A 14,225-nucleotide genomic window follows, 5' to 3' on the forward strand; every position below is an offset into this window, starting at 1 on the left:
CAGGTCGCTGCCGCCTGGTCTCGCCCACCCCCCTGCCGACCTGCAGGTCGCTGCCGCCTGGTCTCGCCCACCCCCCTGCCGACCTGCAGGTCGCTGCCGCCCGGCCGCGACCCCATTCCCCTTCCATCCCCTCATCTCGGCTCCGCCGGCCCCCCCGCCGGCGGCGGACACGTCGAGCGGCACGGTCGTCGTGCAGGTCCCCGCCGCGACCTCCACCGTGCGCCCGGCGAGCTTCACCCTGGCCGCGTCCCGGCCCCCGCGCGGCTCAGCCGCACGAGCTCCCGGCCCGTCTTGTCGCGGCCCCCGGACTCGCGGAGTCATAGCAACTCGCGACAACGAGATCGCCGCGTTGGACCACGGCCGAGCCCCGCTCGGCGGAAAAATCAGACGTAACGTTTTGAATTAGCCGAGCTTGCTTCCGGTCCGTTCTCGCTGCCGGAGAAAGCCTGGCGGGACTGTTCCGCGGCGCCGAACCGTCGCGATCCGTCGAATCCTCCGGGATTTTGGGGAGCGTGACGGCGGATCGCACCCCCTCGGGGTGCCTTGGCCCCGACCCGGGCCCAGCTGTCAAGCCCCGGGCCTGGGGAGCTGTCGGCAATCAGCAGGCCTGTGCCGGGGAGGCAAGCGCGAGGGCGTGCGCGGGCGATCAATCTCTTGCACCACGAAGCTCCTCGTCGGCCCGTCCGCGCCGGCCTCGGAGCCCACGGCGAGGACCCGGCCCCCGGGCAGCGCGAACGCCGCGACGTCCGCGACCGCAGCCGGCAGGGCGGGCGCCCGCGACCTCTGCGGCGGCGCACGCGCCGGCGCACCCAGGCGCGAGCCGCCGGGTCGGCGCCGCGGCGCCGCCCTGCACCCCGCCCACCAGCACGATCTCCCCGGGCCCCGTCACCGCGGCGCCCGCGCCCTGCGAGGCGTCGAGATCGACGAGCAACGCGAGCACGAGCTCGATCTGCTCGTCGATCGCCCGACGATCGACCTGATCGGCCTCATTCGTGCGCCGGGCGGAAGCGCCCGCTCACCGTTGCTTCACATGCGCGGATCCCCCGCCTCAGGCCTCGCCGCTGCGTGGCGCCGCCGAGCGTGACGCACATGCGGGCGCTCTGGGCGGGCTCGCGGCGCTCCGCCGCGCTCGCATGACTCACGCCGCCTCCCCCGCCTCCACCGGCAGCGCGATCCGCGCCGTCGTTCCTTGGCCCACCCGGCTCTCGATCTCCAGCCGGCCGCCGTGCGCCTCCACGATCCGGCGCGCCAGCATCAGGCCGAGGCCGACGCCGCCGGTCGCGCGGGTGCGGCTCTGGTCGCCGCGGAAGAAGGGGCGGAACAGGTGGGGCAGGTCCTCCTCGGGGATGCCGACGCCGCGATCCTCCACCTCAATCACGGCGGCGCCGCCGTCGAGGCGGGCGCGCAGCGTCACGGGTGCGTCGGCGTCGGAGTACTTCTGCGCGTTGTCGAGCAGGTTGTCGATCGCCCGCCGGAGCAGGGAGCGGTCGGCCGTGAATGACACGGGCCCGTCGAGATCCACCGCGAGGGCGAGCTGCCGCTCGGGAGAGCGCGCGCGGAAGCGGGTCGCCGCGCCCTCGACGAGATCGCCGAGATCCGCCGGCGCGCGCTCGAGTCGCGGGAGGCCGCCGGGGTTGACGGCGAGATCGAGCCGCGCGGCGGTGAGCACGTCGTTGACCAGCCGCTCGAGCTCGCCGAGGTCCTCCGCGAGCTCGCCGAGGTAGCGGCGGACGCGCTGGGGATCGCCCTCGCTCGCGAGATCCAGCACGACCCGGATCCGCGACAGGGGGGTGCGCAGCTCGTGGGAGACGTTGGCGAGCAGCTCCTTCTCGGCGCGGCGCAGCGCGACCAGGCGATCGGCCATCTCGTCGAAGGAGCGGGCGAGATCGCCGATCTCGTCCTGCCGCGCGATCGCTGAGCGCACCTCTAGCTGGCCCGCGCCAAAGGCCTGGGCCACTCCGCGCAGGCGCTCGATGGGGCGCGCCACGGACCGGGCGAGCGGGATGGAGGCGGCCGCGAGCACCAGCAGGACCGCGAGGAGCGCGACCACCGCGGGCGTGATGGGCGAAGCGGGAATGGCGCGATGGGCGATCGCGTGGCCGACGCGGCGGCCGTCGGTGAAGAGGCCGACGGCGTGCGTGTGCGGGGGACCGATGGGCGTGGCTACCCCGGGCTCGAGGCGCGCGGCCTGCTCGGCAGGGAGCGGGGGCAACGGGGGATGGACGCCGGTGGCGAGGAGCGCGCCGCGCGCGTCGTAGAAGGACAGCTGGATGTTGGCGCGGCCTTTGAGGGCGGCGAGCTCGCGCTCGAGGCGCGCCGGATCGCCCGTGGAGAGGGCCATGTGATCCACCACCCAGGCGGTCGTGCCGTCGACGCGCTGATCCATGGCGGGGCGCACCATCGACTCCAGCACCAGGAAGACCGAGGCGCCGGCGAGGAAGATGAGAAGCAGGCCGTGGAGGTAGACCCGGACCAGGAAGCGGCGCAGCGCGCGGCCGGTGCGGCTCACAGGTCCGCCTCGTCGTCGGCGAGCAGGTAGCCGGCGCCGCGCACGGTCTTGAGCAGGCGCGGGCGCTTCGGGTCCTCCTCGAGCTTCTGCCGGAGGCGCGAGATGCGGACATCGATGGAACGATCGAAGGCCTCCTCCGCGGCGCCCTTGGCCAGATCGAGCAGCTGCTCGCGGGTGAGCACCCGGCCCCGGCGCTCGGCCAGCACGCGGAGCAGCGTGAACTCGTAGGCGGTGAGCGCGAGCTCCCGGCCGCCCAGGGTGGCCCGCAAGCTGCCGGTGTGGAGCACCAGAGGGCCCACGCGCAGCACCCGCGGCCCCGAGGTGACCTGGCCGCGGGCGCGGCGGACCATGGCGCGGATACGCGCGAGCAGCTCGCGCGAGGAGAAAGGCTTGGTGAGGTAATCGTCCGCGCCCATCTCCAGGCCGAGGACGCGATCGGCCTCTTCGGCCCGGGCTGTCACCATCAGGACCGGCACGTCGGAGCCCTCGCGCAGGGCCTGGCAGACCTCGAGACCGCTCCGGCGCGGGAGCAGGAGGTCGAGGATGATCACGTCGTGGCCGCCGCGCCGGCCCTCGCGCAGGCCGGCCTCGCCGTCGGCGGCGTGGGTGATGGAGACGCCGTGCTCCTCCAGGTACTCGCGGGTGAAGCGGGCGAGGCGCTCGTCGTCCTCGACGAGGAGGGCGCGGATCGGAGGCTCCAGGGTATCCATTCGAGATCCGAAGATAACCCCGGGCGGGGCGGGGCGAGCCCGCCTGCAACACTCCGACACACTCCAGCAACGACGCCCACATGGCGGGCGGCCATCGTCGCGGGCGGGTCGGGCGGACGTGGAACGCCTTCGTGAGGAGAGCGGCCTTCCTCCTCTCGATCACCGGCGTCGCCGGCCGAGCAAAGAAGGCGCCAAGGAGAACTGACATGGTTCACGCTCGATTTCTGCGATGGGCGGCAGGGCTTCCGGCCCAGGCCGCGCCTTTCGTCCGCTCGGAGCGACTCATGTTGAGAGACATGGGAACGGACTCCGCCTCCTCGGGCCGGGGCAGCGGGGGCGCTAGAGGGCTCTCGCCCATCGCGCTCTTGCTCGTCCTCGTCCCGGCGTCGTGCACGAAGACGACCGATGATGCGCAGGCCGACACGGGCACGCACGTCGGAGAGCATGCCCAATGCGGCATACCCTACGATCCAGATCCGCGCGACGCAACGATGACCGGGGAGCTCATCCGGATCTACACGAGCGAGGGCGACCCGAACGATCCCTCGGACGACCAATACGACCTGCAGTTGCCTCAGGAGATGTTCGACTGGATCGAGGAGCAGAAATGGGATCAGGAGCACGGCGACTGGCACAACATCCGGCGCTGGGATCAGGGCTGCGTGCAGGGCCGCCCAGGAGGCATTTGCGAGGGCGCCGAGGTCATGGCAGCGCGTGGCTTGTGGCGCGCCGAGATCCAGGAAGGCGAGCCCGGCGACGGCTATGCGTTCCTCGTGATGCATCGCCACATGATCCGTGGATTCAAGGAAGCGTTCCCCAAGCACGCCGCCATCATCAGCGGCTTCAAGGAGGTGCCGCTGACCCAGGACGATCCCGAGAACCCGTTGCCGTGGGTCGACATCCGCTGGAGCGAGGACCAGCTGGCAGCGATCGCGCTCCTGCAGGACATCGAGAACAACCTCGATCTGTTCGAAAGCGAGGACGACTTGGGACAATGGATCCAGCTGGGAGAGGGCGGGTTCCCGCCGGGGGGTCCTGGCGGGTTCCCGCCGGGGGGTCCTCCCGGCTTTGGCGGCGGACCGGGCGGGAGCGACGATGGAACGGGTGGGAGTGATGGATCGGGTGGCGGCGACGGAACGAGTGGAGGCGGTGGCGGACCGGGTGGGGGCGGGGGTGGAATGGGTGGGGACGGGGGTGGAACGGACGATTCCGGCCGTCCGCCGGGTGGCATCCACGGCGGGCTGCACTCGCAGTGGGCCGTGCCAGGCTCGCCGTACAACCTGGTCGACAACAACGTCAATGTCGCCCTGGTGTCCTTCTGGCGGCTGCATGGTTGGATCGACGACATGTGGGAGCGCTATCGGGTCGCGAAGGGCATTGGAGAGGACGAGGCGAAATACAAGGCCGAGATGATCGCCCAGTGCGAGGAGATGCATGCGCTCGGCCACGCGGCGCCACCGTCCAGCGGCCCGACCACCACGGAAACGGGCGTGTTCGCGGAGAAGGTGGCGCCCATCCTGAACGCGTACTGCACCGGCTGCCACGGCGCGGTGGCTGCTTCCAAAGGGCTGGTGCTCAGCGGTGTGGCCCCCTCCAAGGTGCGCGAAGCCCTGGTCGGGGTGACGGCCACCGAGATCGATATGCCGCTGGTCGATCCAGGCTCCCCCAGCACGAGCTGGTTGATCCGCAAGCTGACCGGAGACTTTAGCAACATCGAATGCACCGAGTGCGGCACGACGATGCCCCCCGCCGGCGTGAAGCCCACGGACGAGGAGATCCAGACAATCCGCGCCTGGATCGAGGCGGGCGCCACCGCGGAGTGACGCGCGCCGGGCGGCCAGGGGCCACCAGGCGTTCTTCTCTCAGCGGCGGCGCTGACTGACACGGGACGTCGGATGTTTCCAGGAGGAAGAGATGAGAGACGAGATGGAGCAGAGAAAAGCGCCACGCGCCGTCACGCGGCGCGATGTTCTTCATGGCCTCGGTATCGCCCTGTCGGTGATGCCCCTTGCCAGCCTCGGCGGATGCGGCGACACGAGATCGAGCGGCACCGGCGGCTCGAGCGGGACCGGCGGCTCGAGTGCGACGGGCGGCGCCGGCGGCACCGGAGCGACGGGCGGAACCACGAGCGCCGGCGACTGGGCGAGCGGCGGCACGGCATCGATGTCCGGCGACTATCCAGATCCCTTCACGGACGACCTCGGCACCACCTGTGCCATGACCTGCGCGCTCATGCTCGGGCCCTGCTATGCGGAGACAATCGAGCGAAGGGACATCAGCGAGGGGTACCCGGGCCTGCCCGTCCGGCTCGCGCTCCTCGTCGTCGACGAGTCCTGCAACCCTGTCGAGGGCGCTTCCGTCGATATCTGGCACACCCGCAATGCAGGCCTGTATTCTGGCAATGACGCGGTGGATATGTGCACGTTCGATGACGCCGATGCCGAGTCGCACCGTTACTTCCGCGGCGTGCAGACGACCGGCGCCGACGGCCGGGTCGACTTCGACACCTGCTATCCGGGGTGGTACGAGGGGCGCGCCGTCCACATCCACTTCACCCTGCGGGTCGGAGGTCAGGAGTACGTCACGTCCCAGCTCTTCTTCCCCGAGGATCTGACCGCGCAGATCTTCGCCGAGCACGCGGACTACAAGGAGTTCGGGCAGCCGGACACGAGCAACTCGACAGATCTCGTCTACGTGGGTGACGAGGCCCTGCTCTCGACCGCACTCCAGCCCGACGGCGCGCTGCTCGCGTGGAAGGTGCTCGTGATCCGCTCGTCGCTGGAGGAGACGCTTTGCGGCGACACCAGCGGGCCGCCCATCCCGTCCGGCGCTGGGGGTGGCCCGCCCGGCGCTGGGGGTGGCCCGCCCGGCGCTGGGGGTGGCACGCCCGGCGGCTGAAACGCAGCTATCGAGCCCATCGCCGGGGGCGCTCTCGCCGCGTCACGGCGTCACAGAGCGGGCGAACCACGGCTCGAAGAGGCGGGCGATGCCGCGCGGCGAGCGCAGGCGCCTGGTGCGGGGGCGACCGGCTTCGCGTCCGCGCTGGTTTCGCGCGTCAGCAATCCCTGGCGGGACTCTTCCGCGGCGCCGAACCGTCGCGATCCGTCGCACCGCCAGGGAACTTGGGAGGGCGTGACGACGGATCGCACCCCCTCAGGAGACGTGGACCCAACACCGGCCCAACCGCCGAGCCCTGGACCCGGAGAGCTCGCGACGGTCGATCCATCGCCTCGAGCCGCCGTGGTCGCCTCGCTCGCCGGCACCCTGAGCCGCGCCGTCGCCCTCGGGGACGCGGAGGCAGCCTGGGTCGTGCACGAGGCGATCGGTCAGCTGCTCGGGCTGCCGGTGGCACCGGAGCGGTGAGCAAGCTTGGGCCGAGCGTCGAGCCCGCCGCTCGCGTCGACTCCCTGCCGGAGCCTTGCCGTTCGCCAGTGCCCGCAGGCTCTACGGGGATCGCCCGCGCGCGGCGGTTGCGTGCCGAAGCGCCCCGGAGGCATCCGGAAAGTGATGCCGGCAAGCAGCAGGCCTGTGCCGGGAGGCAAGCGCGAAGGAACATCGCCCGCTTCCTCTCCGCGCCGGCGGAGCAGCCGCCCACGGCCTCGAGCGGCGCCGCGACGGCGAGCTTCCTGTGAAATAGAGCTCAGGCGACGCCGCGCTCGCTCACACCGGCCACCTGAACCGCCCGTCGCGCCGGTAGTCGTCGCGGCGTCGCTCCAGCGCCATGCGAACATGCTCGGGCGCGTCGTCGCCGATCAGCAGGCGCAGCGGCCCGTCGCCGCGGCGCACGTGCGCGACGAGGGCGCTCGCGGCCTCGGCCGGGTCGGCGCTCGTGTCGCTCGCCTGGTGGCTCATGTCCCAGGGGACACGCGCGCTCCCGAAGAGCGACTCGCGCAGACCGTCGTACGCCGGCAGCGGCGTGGCGAACCGCATGCTGCGCCACGCCCAGTCGGTCGCGAACCCGCCGAGCTCCGCGATCGTCACGCGGACGCCGAACGGCGCGACCTCCGCCGCGAGCGCCTCGCTGAAGCCCTCGAGCGCCCACTTGCTCGCGTTGTAGATGCCGAAGGTCGGCATGCTGCCCACCCCGCCGACGCTCGATACCTGCACGATGTGGCCGGAGCGCCGCGCTCGCATGTGCGGCAGCACGGCCTGCGTGACCCAGAGCGCGCCGAAGACGTTGGTCTCGAGCTGCGCGCGCGCCTCGGCCTCCGTCAGCTCCTCGATCGCCCCGAGCAGCCCGTACCCGGCGTTGTTCACCACGACGTCGAGCCGCCCGAAAGCGGCGTTCGCCCGCTCGATCGTGCTGAACACCGCGCTCCGATCGGTGACGTCGAGCGGCAGAACCACGGCCCGCTCCGGATGGGCCGCGGCCAGCTCCCCGAGCGCGTCCGGCCGGCGCGCTGTCGCGACGACCCGGTCGCCCGCCTCGAGCGCCGCGCGAGCAAAGGCATGGCCGAGCCCGCGACCCGCCCCTGTGATCATCCAAACACGCTCTGCGTAAGTCATGGAATCTCCTTGGTCCTACCGTCCCCTCGCTGGCGAGACGGCGCGTCTCGCGTACTGTGGCCGCTCCGCTATCTTCTGTCAAGACGGTGCGTCTCGTCTCGCCATCGATTACGATCGGCGCGCGCATGCCCGCCCGCTCCCCGGACTCGTCCCGCCGCAACGAACGGTCTCACCGCGCGATCCTCGCCGCCGCTGGGGAGCTGCTGATGGATGTCGGCTACGCGAAGCTGACCATCGAGGCGATCGCCGCGCGCGCCGGCGTGGGCAAGCAGACGATCTATCGCTGGTGGCCCTCCAAGGGCGCGGTGGTGTTCGACGCCCTCCTCGCCATGAACGAGGGGCCGAGCGGCGTCGTCCTGCCCGACACCGGTGACATCGGGAGAGATCTCCAGACCGTGCTGCGCGCCACGGTGGAGGAGTTCCTCGATCCGCGCATCGACGCCACGCTCCGGGCGCTCACGATCGAGACCCAGCACGACCGTGATCTCGCGACGCGCCTCGTGGAGCGCCTGCTAGGACCGCAGATGGATGCCACGGTCGACCGCCTCCGCGTCGCGCAGCGCGCAGGGCAGATTCGGGCCGACGTAGACCTCCGCGTGGCCGTCGAGCTCCTCTACGGGCCCATCTTCCATCGCTGGTTGCTGCGCACCGCTCCGCTCTGCGCCGCGTATGCCGATACCGTCACGGCCCTCGCGCTCGCGGCGCTGCGGCCGTAGTCCGCGCAGGGGGAGCCCCGCGGAGCCGGCGGCGCGGGCGCCCGGCCGGCGCGCCGGGCGCCCGCGCCGCGGGGCCCGGCTCACGGGGTGAGCGACACGACGGCTGCAGGGGTCGCGAGATCGCTGATGTTGGCGACGCGGATCTCGTCCTCCGAGATCGAGTAGACGTAATCATCCATGAAGACGCTCCGCTTCACGAACGAGCTGGCCTGGCTCCACCAGTTCCCGCAGCTGGCGGCGCCGGAGCTCGCGTCGGGCAGCGGGTGGGGAACGCCGCCCACCGAGCTGAAGCCCTCGGCGGCATCGACCTTGTAGACGAGCAGCCCGCTGAACGTCATCTCGTCGCCGAACTGGCCGCCTGGTCGTCGGCGTCGTAGCCGATGCTCATGACGTGGCCCTCGTCGATCATGTGCATGTACGTCGAGAACCCGGGGATCTTGAGCTCGCCGCGGACCTTCGGGGACTCGGGGCTCGAGAAGTCGGGCGTGTAGAGCGGGTCGGTCTTCTTGAAGGTCACGACGAAGCCCACATCGCCGTAGAAACGCGCGGACCGGATGTCCTCGCCCGGGGCGAGGTGCTCTCTCTGCCCGTCGTGTCTGGGCCGACGCATGTGTGCCACGGCGGCGAACCTGATCGAGGACGTCCTGCCCGAGGTGGCGCACCGTCCGTGGGTGTTGACGTTTCCGTTTCCATGGCGGCGCAGGCTCGCCCAGGACGGGGCGTTGTTCGGCGTGCTGACCCGCCTCTTCGTCGAGAGCGTGGAGCGGTTCTACGAAGAGCGCGCCGCGCGCCGAGATTTCGCCACCCGCACCCGGGGTGCCCCGGGTCGACGAGCTGTACGACTGGATCCGCGAGCTGCACCCGAAGCTGGTGCCCAACACCCCGCTCTACGTCGCCACCCAGTACGCGCTCAACCAAGAAGAGGTCTCCCGCCGCTGCTTCACCGACGGTCGGTTCGAGATCGACAACGGTGAGGTGGAGCGCCGCCTGCGACGGGTGCCGCTCGGCCGCAAGAACTACCTATTTGCAGGCACGGAGAGAGGCGCCGAGGCGAGCGGCGCGGCCGCTGCGGCCTGACCGGACGGGCAAAGCCGGCCGGCGCATGCCACGTGACGGTGCCGCGACGCGGACCCCGCGAGCATGCCCGCTCGCGCTGGTGACGGCGGGATGTCGTTGGCCGGGCGGTTACGTCGCGATGGATCGCGTCGCGATGATCCGATCGGTCACCTCCTTGAGGCTACTGCGAAGCGGGTCCTGGCCCCCCTCATCCTCGGCAACGCAGGAAGCATTTCGTCGGCCCCTCGTCTTCGGCTTCTCGAATGGCGACGTAGCGCGGCTGAGGCGACGGGTGAGAGTGTCCGCATCAGCGGTCATGAACCAGTCCATCGGGTTCAGCCCGGCCGCGGTGACCCGAACACGGACCTGTCCCGGTCCGGCCTGCGGAGCTGGAACCTCACGGATCTCCAGGACTTCGGGGCCGCCAAAGGAATCGAGCCGGACCGCCCGGCTCCTGCTCGTGACCAACTGCCGCCGGCCGTGGCGATGCGGCGCTGGAGGGACCTGTTCGGCGACTGGATCGCGACCAAGAACGGCCTGCTCAACACACTGCTGGCGATGATCGAGACAGGCGAGATCACCCACGACCAGACCCGAATCGAGCTGCTCGCGGCCATCACCACAATCCTCGACGCCGGCCGCGCGGCGGATGACCTCCGCCGAGACGTCACCGCCGAAGACATCGCCTCGAGTCTCATCGGCATCTTCACGGTGGCCCCCAAGCCCCAGCGAGAAGCTCTTGCCAGTGCCTGTTGGACCTCCTCATGGATGGACTGCGGCCTCCAGTCCGCCGGTAACGGCAACACGGCTGCCTGCTGGGAGAACAAGAGGTCCAATGGGGTTCCGCGCGAACTCGCATCGATCGCAGCGTGGGCGCACAAGACAGCCCTTGTTGCGATGCTCATGTCCTCCGCGGCGGAGCGGGCCCGTGGCGGCGGCCTGCCCGCGAGTGAGTACCACGCGCTGTACGCCCCTCGTGACGTTGGACCGCCGGCGCGGCCAGCAGCGCTGCGTCGGCGACGCGCCCAACATCAAATCCGGGCGCATGTCGATGGCCATCTCGGACGGGTGGCGCGGAACGGGTACTCGTGCACGGCGACGTATTCATCGTGCCCCACGACGTACTCGTCGTGCGCGACGACGAACCTGTCGTATGCTGCGACGATCTCATCGTGCGCTGCGATGGGGCCGGCCGGGCTCGGTCGAGCGGGCTGCGCGTCCAGGACCCGGACGGGCAGGAAGTCGATCACTGCCGCCGAACCTGCCGGCGGTGTCGATCGTAGCTTCCAGCGCCACCAGACCAGCCGTTTCGCTTCGATGCGCTCGCGCGTCGCGAACGCTGCGGCGCTCAGGCCGCTCGCCTCCCACCGTCCCACACGCTGCCACGAGCCCTTCACCGCGGGCAATGCGGCGGCGCAGGGCGCCCCGCTGGGCCACACCGGAGCCCCCCTCTGCGGCGAAACAGGCGAAAGCTAGCAAAATTGCTGCTGTTTCCAGCGACCGCTCGCCATCGGCCGTTTTTTCTGGCGGGACTGTTCGGTGGTGGCGAACCGTCGCGATCCGTCGCATCTCCGGGGATTTGGGGAGGGCGCGACGACGGATCGCAGCCCCTCGGAAGAGGTGGGCCCAACCCGGGCCCAAACGTCAAGCTTCGGGCCTGGGGAGCTCGCCGTGACCCAACCCTCGCGTCGGGCCGCGGTGGTCACCTCGCTCGCGAGCACCCTGAGCCGCGCCGTCGCCCTCGGGGATGAGGTGGCGGCCCGGGTCGTTCACGAGGCGCTCGGCCGGCTGCTCGGGCTGCCGGTGGCACCGGAGGCGCGAGTAAGCTTGGGCCGAACGTCGAGCCCGCCGCTCGCATCGGCTCACGATTTCGTGATCCCGGCGCCCGCCTCCGAACATAGCTGCAGCAGACCATGATCAGCGCGACCTTGGCCGACCCCCCTGCGCGCGCGGAGGCGGCGCGCGACGCGGCCATGACGGCGCACGCGGAGCGCGCCGATCAGGGCGCGCCGCCGCCCTCCGCGGAGCGCTACCGCGCGCTGGTCGACGCGCATTTCGACGTCATCTGGCGCTCTCTGCGCGGGCTGGGCGTCCTCGCCGGGTCGGCCGACGACGCCGCGCAGCACGTCTTCCTGATCGCGCATCACAAGCTCAGCGAGATGGCGCCCGGCCGCGAGCGTTCGTTTCCCCTCGGGACGGCGCTGTGGGTCGCGGCGAACGCGCCGGGCCGGGGCGCGCCGGCGACGCGGCGGGGTGCCTCTCGGCGCTCGACGCCTACGACAGGAGGTTCCCCCGGAGCGCGATGGGCGAGGATGCTCAGGACGACGACGCTGCACTATTACAACTCGGAGTCGCTCGCGGACGATATAGCGAAGCCGATCTGCGAAATGATGAATGGCACCTGGACGGCGAGCTGACCATCTGTCGCGGCGACGCCGCTCGGCGCACCTCCGTAGGCGCGAGCCCGAGGGCAAAGTGCGACAACTGGAGCCCCTCATCGCCCGGCTTCGCGGCCGGGCAAGAGAACATAGGATCTACCAATGCACAGGCGAGGGCACCTGCTGAATTTGTGTCACGCCGCTCAGCTGTCTTCCTGGCTCAGGTTGGTTTGCTCTCCAGGCGTCGTGGAGCTTCACCGGATGTGGCTCCGAGGAGCCCCTGCAGGGTCCGGTTGGAGCCGACCATCCCCTCGCCGCCAGCGAGCCCGTCGCCGAGGAGAGGAGGGGCTGCCCATCGGCGAGCTCCAGCGGATCGCGTGCGGCACAAGGCGGCACAATCCGTCAATTGTGAACGTCGTTGCCATGGCGCGTGGGGGCACGAGTATCAAGTGTGACCGTGGCTATTGCGCAGAAATCGAATGGCGCGGTTGTTGCTGAGTGGCCACGCATTTGAGTGGCCACGCATCTCAAGGAGGCGATCGATCATGGGAAGACAATTGAATTCGCGCGACCAATGGATCTTGAGCGCCGGCATCCTCGCCGGCCTGTGGCTGACGGCTGGGTGCCAGATCGATATCAAGGGGTCGCCAGGCGCAGAAGCGGCAGGCGGCGCGGGCGGTCAGGGCGGCGCGGGCGGTCAGGGCGGCGCGGGCGATCAGGGCGGCGCGGGCGGTCAGGGCGGCGCGGCGGTGACGTGCGATTCGCGGCCGGGCAACCACGACGACGCCTGTCCTGCGGACGCGCCTTGCGCGATCACGCTCGACGTGGAGGTGACCTGCACCGAGTCCAATTTTGCGTTCGGCGGAGTGATGGCCGCGCCGGCGGCGGGCGCGACGTACCTCGTGGCGCTCGGCAACGACCCGACGCGGCTGTTCGAGCTCGACAAGGAGGGGGCGACGCAACGCGATCTCGACATGGAGGCCGTTTACATGCACGTGGCGCTCTCGCCGGAGGGAGAGGCGTACGCCGCGGCGGATGAGACGCAGGCCAGCCCAGGCGCCTATCCCGGCGGTCTCGTATTCCTGCCGCTCGCCGGCGGCGCGACCGAGATGCAGCCGGTGTTCGACCCCGAGGACAAGGCCGTGCCGGTGTACGGCTTCGCGATGGACTCCCGGGGCGAGCCGCACATCTGGTTCGATGCGGACGGGCCCGACCGCTTCGTCCACGCGACGCGCGCGCCGAGCGGCACCTGGGACCTCGTGCCGGCGAGCCGGCCGAGCCGCAGCGACTGGACCCGTTTCGGCCTCGCGCCAGACGGCGCGCCGCTGGCCTTTGGGTTCGCCGAGGCGGATTCGTTGAGCTGGCAGCTCAAGGTGCTCGATGGCACCACGGAGCGGAGCCTCGGCGCTCCGGTCGCCGGATATTCGCCGCTCGAATACGGCGTCATCGCGCCGCCGCAGCCCGCCGGGGAAGCGATGGTTCCGCGCGTTGCCGCGGTCGTGCAGCACCCCGACGGGCTGCGGCTGGCGAGCGCCGCCGAGGGCGCCGGCTTCGACGAGATCGCGATCCCCGGAACCGCGACACCGACGCTCGAATGTTCGCGCGACTGGCAGCCCGCGGACTCCAGCGAGCCCACCGGCGGCTGCCCGGCCGAATGCCACGACGTGACCTCGGGGCTCGGGTGGTCGGCCTTCTCGGCCGCGCGCACGAGCGATGGCGACGTATGGATCGCGGTCGTGATCAGCCATATCGACTGGACGATCGACTACGAGGTGCAGAACATCAACGGATCGCTCGTGTGCGCCGGCGACGTCGCGGTGGACGAAAGCCGGGGCGAGCTGCGCCTCGTGCGCGTGCCGTCGGCCGGAGGCGCCCCGGAGGTCACGCTGGTGCTGCCGCTCCCCGCGCTCGGGAACAACGGCTACATCGAGTCGCGCCCGGATCAGCCGCTCGTCCACGCTTCCGCGTTCGGCGCGGAGCTCACCGTCGCGGTGCGCACGCAGGCGTCTCCCATGGGGCCCTACACGGCGCGCGCCCTGCGCATCGACACCTCGCTCCTTGCCCCTGTCGCGCCAGGCGACTGAGACGCGCGCCGCCCCCTCTGCCATCCTCGCCCGCGGGCTGTGCGTGGTCCCATGCAGCGTCCGGTTGACCGGACGGAGGTGGGGCTCTGGGGCCCAGCGCGCAGCGTCCGGAGCAGGAGATGCCCGGCGAGGCGCGCGCGAGAGGTCGTCCTGCCGGCGGGAGGCCAGACAAAGGCGCGGCGGTGGGCCGGGGTGACCGGTGGTGGTCGCGTGTGGGGGGCTCGTTTCATTTCGCCCGTCGCGTGTCACACTTTGCGCGCCCCGGG

The 14,225-nt window shown here is 71.1% G+C and carries 12 protein-coding genes and 3 pseudogenes; 8 read left to right on the plus strand and 7 right to left on the minus strand.

Annotation, left to right across the window (positions count from 1 at the left end; all coding sequences use genetic code 11):
* Positions 1–1,138: 1,138 nt before the first annotated feature.
* The gene (locus WMF33_RS30410; RefSeq protein ID WP_437331908.1) at positions 1,139–2,509 is read right to left on the minus strand and encodes a sensor histidine kinase; all 1,371 of its coding nucleotides are present in this window, start codon (positions 2,507–2,509) and stop codon (positions 1,139–1,141) included.
* On the minus strand, positions 2,506–3,219 hold the full coding sequence (locus WMF33_RS30415; RefSeq protein WP_437331909.1) for a response regulator transcription factor: 714 nt from the start codon (positions 3,217–3,219) through the stop codon (positions 2,506–2,508). The genes WMF33_RS30410 and WMF33_RS30415 overlap by 4 nt, the downstream gene beginning before the upstream one ends.
* Before the next feature lie 365 nt (positions 3,220–3,584).
* On the opposite strand from WMF33_RS30415, the gene WMF33_RS30420 reads away from it, so the two are divergent.
* From WMF33_RS30420 to WMF33_RS30430, 3 genes are all read left to right on the plus strand, one after another.
* On the plus strand, positions 3,585–5,042 hold the full coding sequence (locus tag WMF33_RS30420; protein ID WP_437331910.1) for a hypothetical protein: 1,458 nt from the start codon (positions 3,585–3,587) through the stop codon (positions 5,040–5,042).
* A gap of 178 nt (positions 5,043–5,220) precedes the next feature.
* Positions 5,221–6,117 (plus strand): protocatechuate 3,4-dioxygenase, encoded by an 897-nt coding sequence (locus WMF33_RS30425; RefSeq protein WP_437331911.1) that lies wholly within the window; start codon positions 5,221–5,223, stop codon positions 6,115–6,117.
* Positions 6,118–6,459: 342 nt separating this feature from the next.
* Positions 6,460–6,582, plus strand: coding sequence for a hypothetical protein (locus WMF33_RS30430; protein WP_272101989.1), 123 nt, complete (start codon positions 6,460–6,462; stop codon positions 6,580–6,582).
* Positions 6,583–6,879: 297 nt separating this feature from the next.
* Here WMF33_RS30430 and WMF33_RS30435 read toward each other — a convergent pair whose 3' ends face one another.
* Positions 6,880–7,725, minus strand: coding sequence for an SDR family NAD(P)-dependent oxidoreductase (locus WMF33_RS30435; protein ID WP_437331912.1), 846 nt, complete (start codon positions 7,723–7,725; stop codon positions 6,880–6,882).
* 125 nt (positions 7,726–7,850) lie between these two features.
* Here WMF33_RS30435 and WMF33_RS30440 point away from each other — a divergent pair, with 125 nt between their 5' ends.
* Positions 7,851–8,441 (plus strand): TetR/AcrR family transcriptional regulator, encoded by a 591-nt coding sequence (locus WMF33_RS30440; RefSeq protein WP_437331913.1) that lies wholly within the window; start codon positions 7,851–7,853, stop codon positions 8,439–8,441.
* 80 nt (positions 8,442–8,521) lie between these two features.
* Here the strand turns inward: WMF33_RS30440 and WMF33_RS30445 are convergent, their stop codons facing one another.
* Positions 8,522–8,779, minus strand: a complete 258-nt coding sequence (locus tag WMF33_RS30445; RefSeq protein ID WP_437331914.1) for a beta-propeller domain-containing protein — start codon at positions 8,777–8,779, stop codon at positions 8,522–8,524.
* On the minus strand, positions 8,776–9,051 hold the full coding sequence (locus WMF33_RS30450; protein ID WP_437331915.1) for a beta-propeller domain-containing protein: 276 nt from the start codon (positions 9,049–9,051) through the stop codon (positions 8,776–8,778). The genes WMF33_RS30445 and WMF33_RS30450 overlap by 4 nt, the downstream gene beginning before the upstream one ends.
* Before the next feature lie 209 nt (positions 9,052–9,260).
* Here WMF33_RS30450 and WMF33_RS30455 point away from each other — a divergent pair.
* Positions 9,261–9,491, plus strand: a pseudogene (locus WMF33_RS30455) (IS66 family transposase); the annotation flags it as partial.
* A 294-nt stretch (positions 9,492–9,785) separates the two neighbouring features.
* On the opposite strand, the pseudogene WMF33_RS30460 reads toward WMF33_RS30455, so the two are convergent.
* Positions 9,786–9,965 (minus strand): annotated as a pseudogene (locus WMF33_RS30460) (alcohol dehydrogenase catalytic domain-containing protein); the annotation flags it as partial.
* Between WMF33_RS30460 and WMF33_RS30465 the strand changes: the two are divergent.
* Positions 9,963–10,294 (plus strand): annotated as a pseudogene (locus tag WMF33_RS30465) (TetR/AcrR family transcriptional regulator); the annotation flags it as partial. The pseudogenes WMF33_RS30460 and WMF33_RS30465 sit on opposite strands and share 3 nt — an antisense overlap.
* 234 nt (positions 10,295–10,528) lie before the next feature.
* On the opposite strand, the gene tnpA reads toward WMF33_RS30465, so the two are convergent.
* Positions 10,529–10,894 (minus strand): IS66 family insertion sequence element accessory protein TnpA, encoded by a 366-nt coding sequence (gene tnpA, locus WMF33_RS30470; RefSeq protein ID WP_437331916.1) that lies wholly within the window; start codon positions 10,892–10,894, stop codon positions 10,529–10,531.
* Between the two features lie 516 nt (positions 10,895–11,410).
* Between tnpA and WMF33_RS30475 the strand changes: the two genes are divergently transcribed.
* Together WMF33_RS30475 and WMF33_RS30480 are read left to right on the plus strand one after the other, a co-directional pair.
* Positions 11,411–11,914, plus strand: a complete 504-nt coding sequence (locus WMF33_RS30475; RefSeq protein WP_437331917.1) for a hypothetical protein — start codon at positions 11,411–11,413, stop codon at positions 11,912–11,914.
* Positions 11,915–12,420: 506 nt separating this feature from the next.
* Entirely contained in the window at positions 12,421–13,959 is a 1,539-nt protein-coding gene (locus WMF33_RS30480; RefSeq protein ID WP_437331918.1) for a hypothetical protein, read from the plus strand.
* Positions 13,960–14,225 lie beyond the last annotated feature (266 nt).

It is taken from the genome of Sorangium sp. So ce394, assembly GCF_051474665.1.
GTDB classification, from domain to species: domain Bacteria; phylum Myxococcota_A; class Polyangia; order Polyangiales; family Polyangiaceae; genus Sorangium; species Sorangium cellulosum_D.